Below are 14,776 nucleotides of genomic sequence, written 5' to 3' on the forward strand. Positions count from 1 at the left end.
AGAATATAGTTATTACTTATTCATTCTAAATCATAACAGAATGAATTCTGGTAAGACTACACCTAAGGAGGAGATGTTCGATGGATAAAAAGAGCAATCTAAACAATCATAGTAAACCGAAAAAAGCTTATACAGATGAAGAAAAGGACCGATTCATTCAAAGCTTGGCACAAGTACTGAGTAACAGTAAATATAAAGATCGAGATAATGAAGATATGTAGAGTCTCTAGTAATTGATAAACCCCTAGAAAGATATTTTCATCTAGGGGTATCGTGTTAAGCAATATTTGTAATCATTTCCTGTAGTTGCCTTCTTGCACGTAACATTCTCGTTTTTACTGTAGGCACGGCAAGATTTAATCGTCTGGCAATCTCTACACCTTTCAACTCATAATTAATCTTTAGTAAAAGCACATCCCGATAAATCGGTTGTAAGCTCCTTATGCATTGATTAATTTCCTTAGTTAGGAAAAGGATTTCAACTTCTTTTTCTACATGACCATTACTATTGTCTCCAATATTCATTAGGTATTCTTCATCTAAAAGAGCCGGATGTTTATTCTCTACTTGACGTAACATGTCAATTGCCGTTCTTTTCGCAATAACGGATAACCATGATCCAATCTTCTCTTCCTCTTGAATAGAATCTACTTTTCTCCATGCTTTAATAAACGTTTCTTGCACAATATCCTCAGCGAATCCAGGATCTTTTATGATCGATAAACTAATTCGATAAACCCGGTTATAATATTGCTTATATATGTTTGTAAAATTTATTCCATCCATTTTTTATCTTTCCTTTCCTCTCCTGCTCCTCCTATTCTTCTATCGCTAAAGTAATTGTTACTTTAAACAAGTCACCATCTGTTTGGATATCAAGACTTCCTTCATGGAGTTCGACTATTGATTGAGCAATAGCTAATCCAAGTCCACTCCCGTCTGTATGGCGAGAGGTATCGCCTCGTTTAAATCGTTCAAATAGTTCATCCGTGTTTTCGTTCAATTCATACTTAGAAACATTTTTAAACGTGATGATGGCATTTCGGTCATTTGCTGTTAAATTAATATATACTCTTGAATAATCTAGAGAGTACTTTAAGATATTCCCAATTAAATTATCAAACACTCTCCATAATTTTTGTCCGTCCACTAGAGCATTTAAAGGAGGATCATCATGGGTTACTCTAAACTGTAGCGTAGAATCATTGATTAAATCGTCGTATTCACCCAATGCCTGCTGTAATAATTGGACAAGATCGACCTTCTCTTTATTCAATTCAATAGTTCCACTTGTCATCTTAGACACCTCAAATAAGTCATCAATTAACACTTTTAGCCGCTTCGATTTACGGTCAATAATTTCTAAATATGCTGACCCTTCATCTGTTAGCCCCTCTTGCTCTTTTAGTAATTCTGTGTACGTTATGATAGAGGTTAGAGGTGTTCTTAAATCATGACTAACATTTGTTATTAACTCCGTTTTTAGTCGTTCACTTTTTGCTTGTTCTGTCTGCGACTCTTTGACACCAGATTTTAATTTATTTATATTCTGAGCTAGTTTGCTAAGGACAGAATAACCTTTAACTTGTAGATTATGACTTAAATTTCCTTTTGCTAGTTCATCCGTAGTTTCAACAATTCGATTAAATTCACCGATTTTATTAATAATCATAAGGGCAATAGGTATTCCTACACCACCAAGGATAGCAAGGTATACAAAAAAGAATATCGGATGTACGGATACAATAAGAGCAGTTAATCCTAGTATAAACACTGCTCCAAATAGTAAAATGATTTGGGTTCCTGTAGTTTGATCTAAAAAAGCTACTTTTAACTTATCAACTAAAACTACTATTATTTTTTTGAGTTCCTTAAATAATCTATAGCTAATACTATGTTCCCATTGGGTCTTCAATTTGTTCCATTCTTTCAATGTTGCTAGAATATATACTAGTTGTAATAATGCCAAGAATAAGCCGATAGCAAATCCAAAGACCGCAATTACTATTTCTAGTAAGCTAACTGTTGTGACTTCAAAAACGACAAATCCAAATAAGAAAAACATTCCAGGTATATAAAGAAGGGTAATGGCAAATAAAATTGCTCGAACATCTATCGGTATTTTGTCATAATATTTTTTCCATCTAATCAGTTCTGCTCGTGAATGCTTAGCTTTCTTGAAGATAATCAAGGACAAGAATAGCGCAATGATATTAAGTCCCACAACAGTCCAATAAACGATTTGTTCCTTTTTGTATTCATCATAATGAATGACGAAAACATTGTAAGACGGTAGTGATTTTGGTACTCCAATTTTCCCTTCTAACGTTGTGTATGAACCTTCTACCATTTCATAGACAACTTCACTATTAGGAATTTCGTATTCAATCATTTGCACATTATCAATCGTTAAACTCTCCGTGTAATACATCTCTCTATCATTAATGTCATTTAATGAAGGATTGGATGATTCGATATTCGTATAAATTTTTCCAGAACTATTATCCTTAAAATAATACTGAAAACTGTTCTTCAGCTCTTCGTAAAGCGAGCGATAACTTTCTCTTTCCTTGTAATATTCGTCAATAATTTGTTCTTTTTCTTTTATAATTTTTGCTTCGACATGTTCATCACTTTCAAAATTCATGGTGATATCTTCAATTTTTGTGTCTCGTTCCTTTTTATAGACGTCTGCTGCTTGTTGATTATCACTATCCAGAGCTTCTTGAATTAACCCTTCATATCGATGATTAATACTTTCAATCTGTTCTGCTAAATCCCCATAGCGATACCGATGCTCTTCAATTTCTTCATCAGAAACTGTAATTTTTTCCTTTGCCTCTTCTATTGAAAGATCATTTACTTCAAAAGTTCCTATCAGATTAGTGAACCTTTGAACCTCTTCATATCTAAATTCTGATGTATGAAAATAACTTTTATGCGCGTAATAATTGCCATGGTCTGCCAGTAAGAAAATACCACTTACACCAAAAGTAAATAAAATAGCGCATATAATCATAATGACTAAACTACTTTTCCATTTTGTACCCAATGCCCCATACCACCTTTAAAAATCTCGGATTTTTAGAATCGATTTCTATCTTTTCTCGAATTTTTCGAATATGAACTGCAACCGTGTTTTCTGCATTGTAATTTGGTTCTTTCCATACTCGTTCATAAATCTCGCTAATAGAGAAGACACGTCCAGCATTTGTCATTAATAATTCCACAATTTTATATTCAATTGGTGTTAGTTTGACTATTTCCCCATGAGCCTTCACTTCCTTGGAAACTGGATCTAACGTTAATCCATTCAAATCAATTACCTTATTTGCACCTTCAAATGTACCAAGCGAAACATATCTTCTAAGTTGAGACTTTACTCGTGCAACCAACTCCATCGGATTAAATGGCTTCGTTATATAATCGTCTGCCCCGACTTGTAAGCCTAATATTTTATCGGTATCTTCACTTTTAGCACTTAAGATGATGATAGGGATATTCTTTTGTTCACGAATCTTATATGTAGCAGAAATTCCATCAAGTCTTGGCATCATCACATCCAAAATAATAAGATGTACTTCGTGCTGATGTAGTATATCTAGGGCTTCAATGCCATCTTTTGCTTTCAGTACGGTAATACCTTCATTTTTTAAATAAATTTCAATAGCATCTCGAATTTCTTTTTCATCGTCTACGACTAAAACATTATATTGTACCATTTGATACATCACCTTTCCCGCGGGTTACTATATTTATCATAAACACTAATTCTTAATAATCATCCATTAATTTTCTTAAGAATTACTTAAGATTGTATGATAATCCTCTATTTAAAGAGAATCTATTAAAATTTAGCCTATCAAATAGAAAAAGATTTGCCTAGTGGAGGCAAACCTTTTCTATTGGTTTATTTAACTAATTTTCAGGATTATCCAAATAACTATAAATGTTCGTTAAGAACTTTTATTAAAAAGGAATTCATACTTCGATTCATTTTTATTTGCTCAATGAATGACAAACCCTCTGTAAAAATGACTACTTCTATTTTCTTTCCATTGTGATCCTCCACATATAATGCTTGATTTAGCACGAATGCTGTTGAACCACCTTTCGCCCCAAAATGAGCATACATTTCTCGATTAGATTCGTATAATTCCATTGGCCATTCCATTATCTCTCTTAATATTTTATCTCCACCTGGTATGGTCGCTTCATTGTTTGAAATAGCTTGCATTATTTTTGCATAATCCTCCGTAGTCGCATTCGGCAATCGATCAGACCAGATTCTTTGTAAGTCCTTAGGGAAAGAAAATTGACCAGTATTAAATTCTTGCCCACCTTGTTTTATCTTATCATGGATTTCCCATACTAAGCTGCGGTACCCATCCATTGACATCGATTGAAGATGTGCCTTTATTTCATCATTACTCCAATCATTTTGCTGTTTTAAATAAGTAGACGTCAATAGAGCAGAAACAATTGGATAGACCGGATCATGGTTTTCTAACTCCAAATCAGTTATGACATCATTTATTGAGTCAGCTCCTAATTTCTCTATTAGGAAATCTGTATTAGCATTGGAACTAAATTTAATCATACCTTTTGCTACATCTTGTAGTTGAATTCTTTCATCGTCTATTTTTTTGTGGATTTCATTTCATCTAACCATGCCGGATGTGCCCCACCATCAGTATTAGCAAGATAGAACTTATCTAATTTCTCCAATGAAACCCATTCTTCAGGATCAATTTTCCCTTCCACTACTTGGTTGACATATTCAATTGCAATAACTGCCTTTACAGTACTAGCAAGTGGGCGTTTCACATCACCTTGTTTGTTTATTACGGTTTCTCCATCAACACTTACATACATAGAAGCAAATTCTGGGTTATTATCAATATACTTTTGCACAAAATCAGGATCATCGTGAAATAAGTAATATGCACCAGCAATAATTAGAGCAATTATTATCCCAGTCACAATCATACCTTTTTTCGTATATGTAGATTTGTCTGTAAGAAAGCTGATAATGATTAAAATGATCATAATCATTAATGGTGGAAAGAGCAATAGTTCAATAGCGAGAATTCCTAAAATAATGGCAGCTGTCATTACGATTGCCCGTATGACATTCCACTTTGTTCGATATTTAGGAATAAATATGGGGAATACATAAATAACAGTAATTCCTATAAAGAGAAGCCATAGAAATGGGTACATTGAAATACATCCTTTCTATAAAAAACTAATTCCATAACTAATACATTCAACTATTCATACGTTATAATACTCAAAATGTTTCATCTATCAAATGAGATTGCTAGCCCTCCAATTTAGACAATAAAAGAAAAAACAGAGCATATTGAGCTGATAATAATTGGTGAAAACGTTTTGAAAAAGCAACGTATCGTAATAGTAACTACACAGGACTCATAGAAATTATTGTAGAGTATAAAATTCAGTAACTTTAGAATGCATGAATAAAATACTTAAAAAAGAAAGAGAGTGAGGTAATGGAGACTTGCAAAATATGTAATAGCGATTTTTCTTGGTTTCAACTTTACATGCTAATTTGGCTACCACACAAAACTGTGAAGTGTAAGAATTGTGAAACACCTCATATTGCAAGTTTGGCATCAAAATTATTCTTAGTAGTTGCAGCGTTATTTGTAGTGTTGGCTCCGATTGTCCTATTTGTCACCGATGTTCAGCGAGTATTAAAGATAATAATTATCAACACCATCATACTATCTTATTTAGCCCCTTTCTGCTATAAGATGGTGTTATATAAGAGGCACATCATTGGTAAGTAGTTTGATTGTGAAATGAAAAAAGCGAAATAACAATGCAATATTTTTTTAGACGATGTTTAGTAAATTCAGCTAAGCTGATATATTCGTTTTCTAACTTGAAGTATTTTCTTGAAGAAACATTGAGTATCGTGAGTAACACAAAAAAGGACCAACCTTGTTGAGAGATTGATCCTTTTAATAGCAGCATGACGGAAACTACTTTTTAGAACTATAATTAATTAAAGGGATATCGTTACCACTTCGGCAATATTATGCTTCAAGTCATAGTGAGACTTCAAGCATAAATATATTTTAAATCAAGCATATGTTTTCAAAGCCTATTATTAGTGCCGTTTCTAATGCTATTTTTAACTACTTTATACATAGTATTTTATTTATAACTACTTTTTTATAGATTTTTTTCGCCATTTTTAATACTTACTGAAGCTTTTTAATTTAGAAAAATACTTTATGAAAGCTTATACGTTATAATTGATTTTGGACCGGTTTAATACCTTCCATCTTTTAAAAATACTCTAGATATTCTGTATCACCTCTGGAATTTTAAAACAAATAGAATCGAGTAGGAGGAGGCGATTAACCTCCGACCTCTCACACCACCGTACGTACGGTTCCGTATACGGCGGTTCCATCTAAGTCCAACGTAACGTTTGATATCTACTAAATAGACTCTTTAGCCCTTGGCCTGACCAATATTGGTCGTCAAGGGCTTTATGCAAGATTGGGCTTTTAGCTATTCGCCAGTATCCCTTTCTTGTGTTAGCCCATTCCCACGCTTTTCCTTTCTTAATTCCGTATCGAATTAAGTTATGGTACCTTGTTTGGACTTTTTTCCATTCCTTCCAACGAATCATTCGTAACCTTCTTCTTATCCAGGCATCTAGTTTCTTGAATAAAGAAGGCGTTTCTGCCAGTTGGTAGTAGCCTAACCAACCTATTAGGAATCGATTTAGTTTCTCCATCCTTCTATCCATCGCCACCGATTTCCTTCTAGAAGTCAGTTCACGAACTCGCTGTTTAAAGCGTTTTACACTTTCTTTTGAAACCCGGATTTTCGGGGTTTCCTTCTGGATGGTAAAAGAAAATCCAAGGAATTTGCGTCTCCATGGGCGGTCTACCGCACTTTTGTCTCCATTTACTTTGAGTTTCAGTTTCTCTTCTATGAATTTAGTGATAGTATTCATGATTCGTAAACCCGCACGTTTGGAGCGAACATAGATATTACAGTCGTCTGCATAACGGACGAAGTGAAGTCCTCTTTTCTCCAGTTCTTTATCCAGTTCATCGAGGACAATATTGGAAAGTAGTGGACTTAGGGGGCCTCCTTGGGGAGTACCTTCTGTATTAGGACAAGCTAACCCATCTTCCATAATTCCTGCCTGTAAATATCTTCTGATTAATTTCAAGACCATTGGGTCTTGAATTCTTTTACTTAATGTTCGCATCAGTCTGTCATGATTTACTTTATCGAAGAATTTCTCTAAATCCATATCGATTACCCAACGGTAACCCTGCTTGATATAATTTCTAGCTTGTCTCACCGCATCATGTCCGCGCTTGTTTGGACGGAATCCATAACTGTATCGCGAAAATGTAGGGTCGTAAACTTCCGTTAGGACTTGTGCGATTGCTTGTTGGAGGAATCGGTCTGTCACGGTAGGGATACCTAACTTTCTCTTCCCACCGTTTGGTTTCGGGATTTCGACACGACGAACAGGTTGAGGGTAGTAGGTTCCCTTTTCGAGTTGTTCCCGAATGGTAGTCCACTGTTTCATGATATGTGCTCGTAGGTTTTGTACAGGCATATCATCCACACCATGACTTCCTTTGTTTCTTTCTACACGTTTTAGTGCTTGTATTAAGTTTTCCCGTGATAGTATTCTTTCCAACATGATATCGAACTCCTACGCGAATTGTCCGTCCTTCTTATGTGGCAACTACTTTCAGCCCTTCTAATGTCCCCCACGAGATTCATCGTTTCCTCCATTAGGAAGGTTCTTATGTTTCTGCGTCATCAAGTGTTGCGTATGCAAAGTGGCAATTCTCCTTAGATGATTCAGCCCTTCCCGAATACCCTAGGAGCATTCGGTACTATGGCTTCGGCTGACTTCTGATAGTTCAGCGAACATTCTCATGTTCGGTTACGGCAGGTGTACCGCATTTCTATCAGACCTCCCAGGGTAAGCACACATTCTTCCTCTCCATGTCCTCGCTCCATTTACTCTATGCTCCCTTTGGCAGTAAGGACTTCAACTTGTATAGCAGTCTCATCCAAGAACATCTAGCCTTATATGAAGTTTGTGTTCCTCGAGGCGGAGATTTGCCGCTGACTTCCTTCAGATTCTAGGTCACCCTAGACACCCTTGTCTTAAGCTAATCACTACTACTGCCTTCGTGATTCAGGACTTCAACCCTAGAGAATGTGTGCATGCCTGGCACACTATAAATAAGCCCACTACCAGTTTAGGTAGTGAACTTAGTTTGTTAATTTAAAAAGTACTTTATAGTTGCTTTCCATTAATTTAGTTTATTAAAAGCTCTATCCTTAATTATTATTCCTTTGGAACCTTCTGAAATCTTCTTAAATACTAACTCTCGAGTGTCTGTTTCTTTGATTGTTATTCCTACAATAATTTGGGTCTCGGCAGCCAATTCTATTAAACATTCTAAGAAAGCTTTCATATCTTCCACAACTATACTATGCTGACCAGGTTCATCAAATATAAGAATTCCTGGATGATTCCCATTTAATTCATTAGATGTTTGTACTAGCGCTATAGTAAATGCCCAAATCCTTCTAATATGATCACTAGCAGATGAATCAAATTTTAAATCGAAATTCTCAATTATAGGCATGTAGGTATCTCGCGAAATCATAACTTTATTAATGTCCGAAGAACTCCTATATCCAAATACCTTTAGGTTTGAAACAAAGTAATCTCTCAAAGACTTAATTTTTTTCTCATCCAAACTAGTAAACTTATTTTTAGGCAATTTACTTAAATCCCCAAGATATTGTTTCCATTCTTCAGATAGTTCTTTGAACTCATTTATCGCCGCCCCAACTTCTGCTTTTATCTTTTCTAATTCGGATATTGTATTATTTAATTCTACCTTTTTATAAATAGTACTTTCTGAAACTGAACCATCAATCGCAAAAATATCATTTCTCGTTATCCTTGAAAGTTGATACATCTTAGTGACTGTATTCTCTAATATAAGAATGTTATTTTCAATATTTTTTATATTTATTTTCTTTTGTTCAATAGCATACTCGAATAATTTTTCTTGGGATTTTAAGTGTTTAATATTATCGTCAATATCCATTACATCTGCTACATTCTGACTCACTAATAATGTATCAGATATTGGTTGATTACAAGTTGGACAAATATCTTTAAATGAATTAAATCCCTCTTCTGATCCCAGATTCCTCAGTTTTTTAGCATCCTGGTTGTTTAGAATGTCTGTTTGAATTAATTTTAAGCTATTTAATAATCTACCCAAACTTGATTCTTCATTATTCATATTAATTTTCAGTTGCTTAATTTTTTCTTCATGAACAATAATATCTTCTTCAATTTTTTTAAGTTCAATTTTTAATTCTTGAAAATTATCGATATCTCTAGGCTTAATTTTAATTAAGTTATTATATTCTTTTCTTTTCAACTCAATATACTCTTCGATTGTGAGGACTTGGTCTTCATTTTGATAAACAACCTTAATTTGTTGACTAGGATCATCTATAATCTCGACCTTTTCAGTTACTCCCTTTAGCACTAACCTAATATTCTCCAATTTTTTAGCTGTTTCAAAATAGATTTGTTTCCACTTTTCAGCAATTCTACTTTCTTTGATTTTTAAACTATATCTTAACTTTTCATTTTTAAGAGTATCCATATTTAACAGATATTCAATTACTCTTTTTTTGGGCTCTCTAATTCCAAAATGAGGCATACCTGAAAAAAGATCAGACCAACCTCTTTTTTGTTCTATTAGCATACTAGAAAAAACCAATTGCAAGTATAACTTTCTTTCTTTATCATCTGTAGTTGGAACTTTAGGCAAATTCAATCCTATAAAGGATTCCAAAAATGTGAAGAATCCTTTATTACTGGTAGCTGAATTTTGAGAATGGACATACATGTCTTCACTTTTAGTTTCTATATTATTAATATGATCCATGTTCGAATAATAGATAGTCATTAGATTGGTATCTCTATTTTTATTTTTTGCAGTTCTTAAAATAGTAATAATCTCACTACCATTAGAAATTTCAAGAAATACTTTTGACTCTAAAACATCAAGCTCTTCTGTTCCACATTCTACTTTAGTTTTAAAAGCGGAGCTTAGTACATTATGCCCTTTACCACCAATTATTTCTTCCAAACCTAAACCATAATAAATGATTGATATTATTGAACTTTTTCCACTGGTATTTAATTCACTGCAAATAATATTCATTTCTTGATCAAATGTATCATCAAAGCCAATAATATCATTTTCCGTAGTTATTTCTACTCTGACTCTTCCTATTCGTATCACATGATTCACCCCATTAATGTTCTTTTTAACTTATCTATAACATTTTCCGTAAGCTTATTTGATAGTTTTTTTAAGAATTCCTTTTCACTTATTAATAATTTATCATCGTCCATAATTTTCTCAAGAAAACTTTTCCCTGAAGTTGTTAATCTAAACAAGCCATTACTTTGTTGAAATATTATTTTTTCTGCTAACATGAAATCAACTGTTTTATTTATGGTAGGATCAAATCTCAATATCAAGTATTGATTGAAATCCCCATTCACATAATTTAGCAAAGTATTTTTTTCCTTTTCGGAGTACATAGAGACAATAATTAAATGTAATTTAGATAATGAACATCCACTTCTACCACACGATAAACCTAAAATTAAACAAGCAAGTGATATTTTAAAACTTAGCCTATAATGATAAGGGACCGCATCAGGTTTCGAATCAAAAACAATATAATCCGTTAATATAAAGTCACCTTTATCCATTTTTTATTTCTCCTTTAAATTCCATTGAACAATCAGCAAGCCAACTTGCAATTAAATCCATTTTTAAATTCATTATGGAAGCATTATTTATATGTTTAAATTCAATTCTGAGTTTTTCTTCAAAGTCATTGGATATTTCATTGAAGATATCAGCATTCATTGTCCTATCTCTATTTAAAAGGGTTCTTGATGCTACATGCCTTTTATATTGACTTGCTAAATCTAATATGTCTTTTCTGATGTCAGGAAAACCTTCTCCTAAGCGCTCCATGAGTTCAATTCCTGATATATACGCTGACATATACATATCCAATAACATATCCAGACTTTTAGTATCGGTTTTAAATTCCGGGTTAATCGCAATTAGTTTTCTCTTAACATTTTCCACCTTCTCATTCGGACACCCAGACCAATCAACTGATGTATCTTGCAAAATAGCAAAACTTAACTTTGTATCAGTAAGATTACTTCTTAATATTCTAGTGAGTTCAATTCTAAAATCCTCTGCGGTTTTTATGATAATTGTAAAATCCTTAGAAATATAATCATATAATTCTGGATTACTTTCTCTGACTTTCCTTACAAGTTCAGTTTTTTTAGCATTATGTTGAATAATCCTCTTATCCTTATATTCTGGAATAACAAAATGCCACTCTTTAATAAGAGGGAGTCCTAAGCTCTTTAATACTTTAGCATTTTTTTCATCTATAAATTTTGCAATATCATCTGTAACTTTATCTCTATGATGTGAGTATAAATCGTCATTAGAATAATTCATATCTTCTGGGCAATAACATTGGATTACAACTCCAGAACGTGTAAAACCTTCAATCCCCCCATCACCCTTGTGTTGTGCTGGTACTTCTTGAAAATGCTCATTTTGATATCTCATTTTATAACAAGATATAGATAAAGTTTCCCAACTATCCCCATCTATTGAAGAATCTAAAAATTCTAGTATCATTTGTTCCTCTCCCCGACTATATCTTTTATAGAAATAAATCTTTCTTTCGATGGTTTTGTTTCAATAAAATTAATATCAACTACAAATTCTTTATTTGAATCTACGTATCTAACAATTGCTAAATTTAAGAGATTTCTATGATTAACAATCACTATTTCTTTATCTACAAAGTAATAAGATTGGTTTTCTAATATATTATCAATCATAATAATCCCCTATTCAAAGACTCATTTTTATTATCCATTCTTTTAATCAATAATTTTTATAGTAAGTATATTTATCTCTAATTATGACTATATACCTAATCTTACCATATTTTAGTGTCAACCTTCGGAAAAATACCACAAATCAGATATCGCTACTACTTAAGTAATTCCTCCATAGTTGTGCCCGCGTGTCGTTCTCGGTGGCTGGGTAACTGTCATCTAAATGTCAAACTCCAAATCGTAGACAGAATAGTAACAAATGATTTTAAAGGAAACAATAACAAAAGACCTAATTGACAAGCAAGTGAGATTTATATTTCCTCATCGTCTTTTATTAGGTTTCCTGGTCTTAATTTCATTATTATATTCTATTAATATATTTCTCTCTTCTAAATAATCCTCTATATATTCAATTAATAGATTATCTGTATCCCCTGTTATTCGGAGAATTTCTTCAGGTGAAGGAAGGGGATAGAAATTATGTATGATATAGTCAAAATCTCTGAACAGCTTTTTATTACGAAGGTATTTTATCTTACAGTCCTTAAGGTCATTCAATATTGGTAATGCAGAAACATTAAAAGAACTAAAGTCATATATTATCTGAACTGGGGCTCCGATAATATAAATTAATCCAAGTAAATTATAAAATTGATCCGTATATTTATCATCACAACCATATATGATAAAATCTTTACGCAACTTAAGAGCTATTTCAGTCTTATGACTATACTTATTTGCTAAAAATACTAAAATACTTTCAATTGGAATAGTTATATCTGTAAAGACACTTTCTAAAGCCTTAATCAGTTTAATTATAGGGGAATTTAGTATCTTCCGAGTATCGATAATTAACTCGCCAATAGCTGAAGCTATCCAAATGTCAAAACAATTAATTTTCACCTCATCATTTTTGTATTTATCCGTACTTAACCATGTATTACAACTATAACAAGTAGCAATGCTTCCTTTCGAATTCAATGCCGGTTGGGATCTTTTACACGAAGGACAAGTGTTTATGAGAGGACAATTATGTAGGGGGCAAATACTTACATATTGTATATTCCATAATAATGGTTGATAAAAAGTGCCATTCTCTTCCTTCATTTTGTCTAAACATTGAGGACACCATTTTTTGTAAAGATTTATTACTTTATAATTGGTAATGCCATTCCACGAGATTAAGGTAAGGTTTCTTAAATCCATTCTAGAAGTCAAGTGTTCTAAGGCATTAATAAATTCAATTGTTAATAAAGTACATCCATCTACAAACCTACCAATGCGATTGAAGTTACTATCATTGCTCTTTAAATAATCAGCGGATTCACTAAATAGGGGATATATCAGATATTGTATTAGACTTTTTATTCTCAAATTATGTACATTTGATAACCTTATCAAATAACTAGTAAGACTTTCTACCATTGAAGTACCTATACCTATAGGTTCCAAATTGTAGAGAGTACTCCTCAAAGGATAACTAATTTCATTACTAATAGACATTCCCACATTACATTCCTCCAACTTATATTTTAATTTCAATGAATTATTATCCTTTATCCGTCAAGCATTAGGACTATAAACTGTAGAAAATTTATACTTGATAGAAGTAACATGCACTAACTTATATATCGCCCACTGCATCCCTTTTCGGATTTCTAACTCCAGCTTTACTTGTTTTCTTATCTGTACCCTTATTTACATGATTTTCAGATTCTCTTTTCTCTGTTTTATTTTCAAAACCTGGCATGCCTAAGAGTACGGCCACATCATCATCTTGTTTGTTGTTATTTTCAACAGTAGCTTCACCATCTATTGCTTCTTTTGCTAAATTGTGTATTTGATTAGTTGTTAACGCATATTCTTTAAAATGTTCTAATGTTAATGTTGGTAAATTTGGGATTTCAAGTAAATTATACTCAAATGTTGTTCAATCAAATCCTTTAGTATCCCTATACATCCTGCACTTACTTGATAAAAATACTTCCAATGCTCAACGAGGTTAGGTTCGGTTAATAAGGGGATTTGTTTTTGAAGATTCCACAGAGTTTTTATAAACATTTCTTGATCATCTTTTTTACGAACATCATATCTTCTAAAGTGTATATCTAATCCTCGTCTAGATAACTGACCAAGAGAGTCTCTAAAATCTAATATTTCGTAAGTGCCAAACAAGACATGAGGTGTATTCGATATAGAAACTAATGATTTGATTAAATTCATTTGGTCTGTCGCAGTCTTGGCAGAACCATTAAATGTCATGTGTTGTGCTTCATCTATTAACATCGCTTTTGTTTTTCTAAATTTCAAAGCATTTTCTAATGATCTTCTAAGTGCTCTGTTAGGCTGCCGTTCTTTATTATTCAGTTGTTTATTAATATTTTTATCAATATCGATTTTATGCTCTATTAATGGTTCATCCAAAGCCATAAGTGCACGAATATAATGTTCTTTCCAATCATACTTCCCATTATCAGGAGCAATTGCTTCAAAACCAGCAATAGGAACCAAACTTTTATCGGTCTCCATTAATACTTTATAATCACTTAAGAGTCTTTCAAAAACTTTTTTAAACAATTCCGATTTTCCAACCCCACTTGGCCCATAAACTAAAAATATTTGTTTGGTTGATGGATTAGTGATTCTTTTTAATATCTCTTTAAAAGCTGCTATAAAAAAAGGATGGGCTACAGAATAGTTCTTAAAATATCCAATACGTTTAATTGGAGTGTCTTCTAATAACTGTACTGGAAAGTTCTTTACCAT

At 32.8% G+C, this 14,776-nt stretch carries 14 protein-coding genes; 1 reads left to right on the top strand and 13 read right to left on the bottom strand.

What is annotated here, in order from left to right; all coding sequences use genetic code 11:
- The first annotated feature begins 80 nt into the window (after positions 1-80).
- Complete coding sequence (locus IEV35_RS10555) at positions 81-221, top strand: hypothetical protein (protein WP_188384623.1); 141 nt, start codon at positions 81-83, stop codon at positions 219-221.
- Between the two features lie 55 nt (positions 222-276).
- On the opposite strand, the gene IEV35_RS10560 is transcribed toward IEV35_RS10555, so the two are convergent.
- The 13 genes from IEV35_RS10560 to IEV35_RS10615 form a co-directional block, all read right to left on the bottom strand.
- Entirely contained in the window at positions 277-786 is a 510-nt protein-coding gene (locus IEV35_RS10560; protein WP_188384624.1) for an RNA polymerase sigma factor, read from the bottom strand.
- Between the two features lie 31 nt (positions 787-817).
- Entirely contained in the window at positions 818-3,052 is a 2,235-nt protein-coding gene (locus IEV35_RS10565) for an MFS domain-containing histidine kinase (protein ID WP_188384625.1), read from the bottom strand.
- Complete coding sequence (locus tag IEV35_RS10570; protein ID WP_188384626.1) at positions 3,030-3,722, bottom strand: response regulator transcription factor; 693 nt, start codon at positions 3,720-3,722, stop codon at positions 3,030-3,032. The genes IEV35_RS10565 and IEV35_RS10570 overlap by 23 nt, the downstream gene beginning before the upstream one ends.
- 221 nt (positions 3,723-3,943) lie before the next feature.
- Positions 3,944-4,600, bottom strand: coding sequence for a serine hydrolase (locus IEV35_RS10575; RefSeq protein WP_268237919.1), 657 nt, complete (start codon positions 4,598-4,600; stop codon positions 3,944-3,946).
- A gap of 38 nt (positions 4,601-4,638) precedes the next feature.
- On the bottom strand, positions 4,639-5,223 hold the full coding sequence (locus IEV35_RS20315; RefSeq protein WP_188384627.1) for a serine hydrolase: 585 nt from the start codon (positions 5,221-5,223) through the stop codon (positions 4,639-4,641).
- Between the two features lie 1,225 nt (positions 5,224-6,448).
- Positions 6,449-7,711 carry a group II intron reverse transcriptase/maturase gene (gene ltrA / locus IEV35_RS10585; RefSeq protein WP_188384654.1) on the bottom strand — a complete coding sequence of 421 codons (1,263 nt, stop codon included), beginning with the start codon at positions 7,709-7,711 and terminating at the stop codon, positions 6,449-6,451.
- Between the two features lie 622 nt (positions 7,712-8,333).
- The gene (locus IEV35_RS10590; RefSeq protein ID WP_188384628.1) at positions 8,334-10,361 is read right to left on the bottom strand and encodes a hypothetical protein; all 2,028 of its coding nucleotides are present in this window, start codon (positions 10,359-10,361) and stop codon (positions 8,334-8,336) included.
- 5 nt (positions 10,362-10,366) lie between these two features.
- On the bottom strand, positions 10,367-10,840 hold the full coding sequence (locus IEV35_RS10595) for a hypothetical protein (protein ID WP_188384629.1): 474 nt from the start codon (positions 10,838-10,840) through the stop codon (positions 10,367-10,369).
- Positions 10,833-11,804 carry a hypothetical protein gene (locus IEV35_RS10600; protein WP_188384630.1) on the bottom strand — a complete coding sequence of 324 codons (972 nt, stop codon included), beginning with the start codon at positions 11,802-11,804 and terminating at the stop codon, positions 10,833-10,835. The genes IEV35_RS10595 and IEV35_RS10600 overlap by 8 nt, the downstream gene beginning before the upstream one ends.
- Positions 11,801-12,010, bottom strand: coding sequence for a hypothetical protein (locus tag IEV35_RS10605; protein ID WP_188384631.1), 210 nt, complete (start codon positions 12,008-12,010; stop codon positions 11,801-11,803). The genes IEV35_RS10600 and IEV35_RS10605 overlap by 4 nt, the downstream gene beginning before the upstream one ends.
- Positions 12,011-12,331: 321 nt before the next feature.
- Positions 12,332-13,513 (bottom strand): TniQ family protein, encoded by a 1,182-nt coding sequence (locus IEV35_RS10610; RefSeq protein WP_229740723.1) that lies wholly within the window; start codon positions 13,511-13,513, stop codon positions 12,332-12,334.
- A gap of 121 nt (positions 13,514-13,634) precedes the next feature.
- The gene (locus tag IEV35_RS20150; RefSeq protein ID WP_229740719.1) at positions 13,635-13,778 is read right to left on the bottom strand and encodes a hypothetical protein; all 144 of its coding nucleotides are present in this window, start codon (positions 13,776-13,778) and stop codon (positions 13,635-13,637) included.
- 113 nt (positions 13,779-13,891) lie between these two features.
- Positions 13,892-14,776: an ATP-binding protein gene (locus tag IEV35_RS10615; protein ID WP_229740720.1), complete on the bottom strand. Its 885-nt coding sequence runs from the start codon at positions 14,774-14,776 to the stop codon at positions 13,892-13,894.

It is taken from the genome of Ornithinibacillus halotolerans, from assembly GCF_014637405.1.
GTDB classification, from domain to species: Bacteria; Bacillota; Bacilli; order Bacillales; family Amphibacillaceae; genus Ornithinibacillus; species Ornithinibacillus halotolerans.

Excerpts from the sequence above, each read along its gene's own strand:
- IEV35_RS20315 (WP_188384627.1), bottom strand. The coding sequence starts at position 5,223 with ATGTACCCATTTCTATGGCTTCTCTTTATAGGAATTACTGTTATTTAT.
- IEV35_RS10595 (WP_188384629.1), bottom strand. The coding sequence starts at position 10,840 with ATGGATAAAGGTGACTTTATATTAACGGATTATATTGTTTTTGATTCG.
- IEV35_RS10570 (WP_188384626.1), bottom strand. The coding sequence starts at position 3,722 with ATGGTACAATATAATGTTTTAGTCGTAGACGATGAAAAAGAAATTCGA.
- IEV35_RS10600 (WP_188384630.1), bottom strand. The coding sequence starts at position 11,804 with ATGATACTAGAATTTTTAGATTCTTCAATAGATGGGGATAGTTGGGAA.
- IEV35_RS10575 (WP_268237919.1), bottom strand. The coding sequence starts at position 4,600 with ATGATTAAATTTAGTTCCAATGCTAATACAGATTTCCTAATAGAGAAA.
- IEV35_RS10560 (WP_188384624.1), bottom strand. The coding sequence starts at position 786 with ATGGATGGAATAAATTTTACAAACATATATAAGCAATATTATAACCGG.
- IEV35_RS10610 (WP_229740723.1), bottom strand. The coding sequence starts at position 13,513 with ATGTCTATTAGTAATGAAATTAGTTATCCTTTGAGGAGTACTCTCTAC.
- IEV35_RS10615 (WP_229740720.1), bottom strand. The coding sequence starts at position 14,776 with ATGGTAAAGAACTTTCCAGTACAGTTATTAGAAGACACTCCAATTAAA.
- IEV35_RS10605 (WP_188384631.1), bottom strand. The coding sequence starts at position 12,010 with ATGATTGATAATATATTAGAAAACCAATCTTATTACTTTGTAGATAAA.
- IEV35_RS10555 (WP_188384623.1), top strand. The coding sequence starts at position 81 with ATGGATAAAAAGAGCAATCTAAACAATCATAGTAAACCGAAAAAAGCT.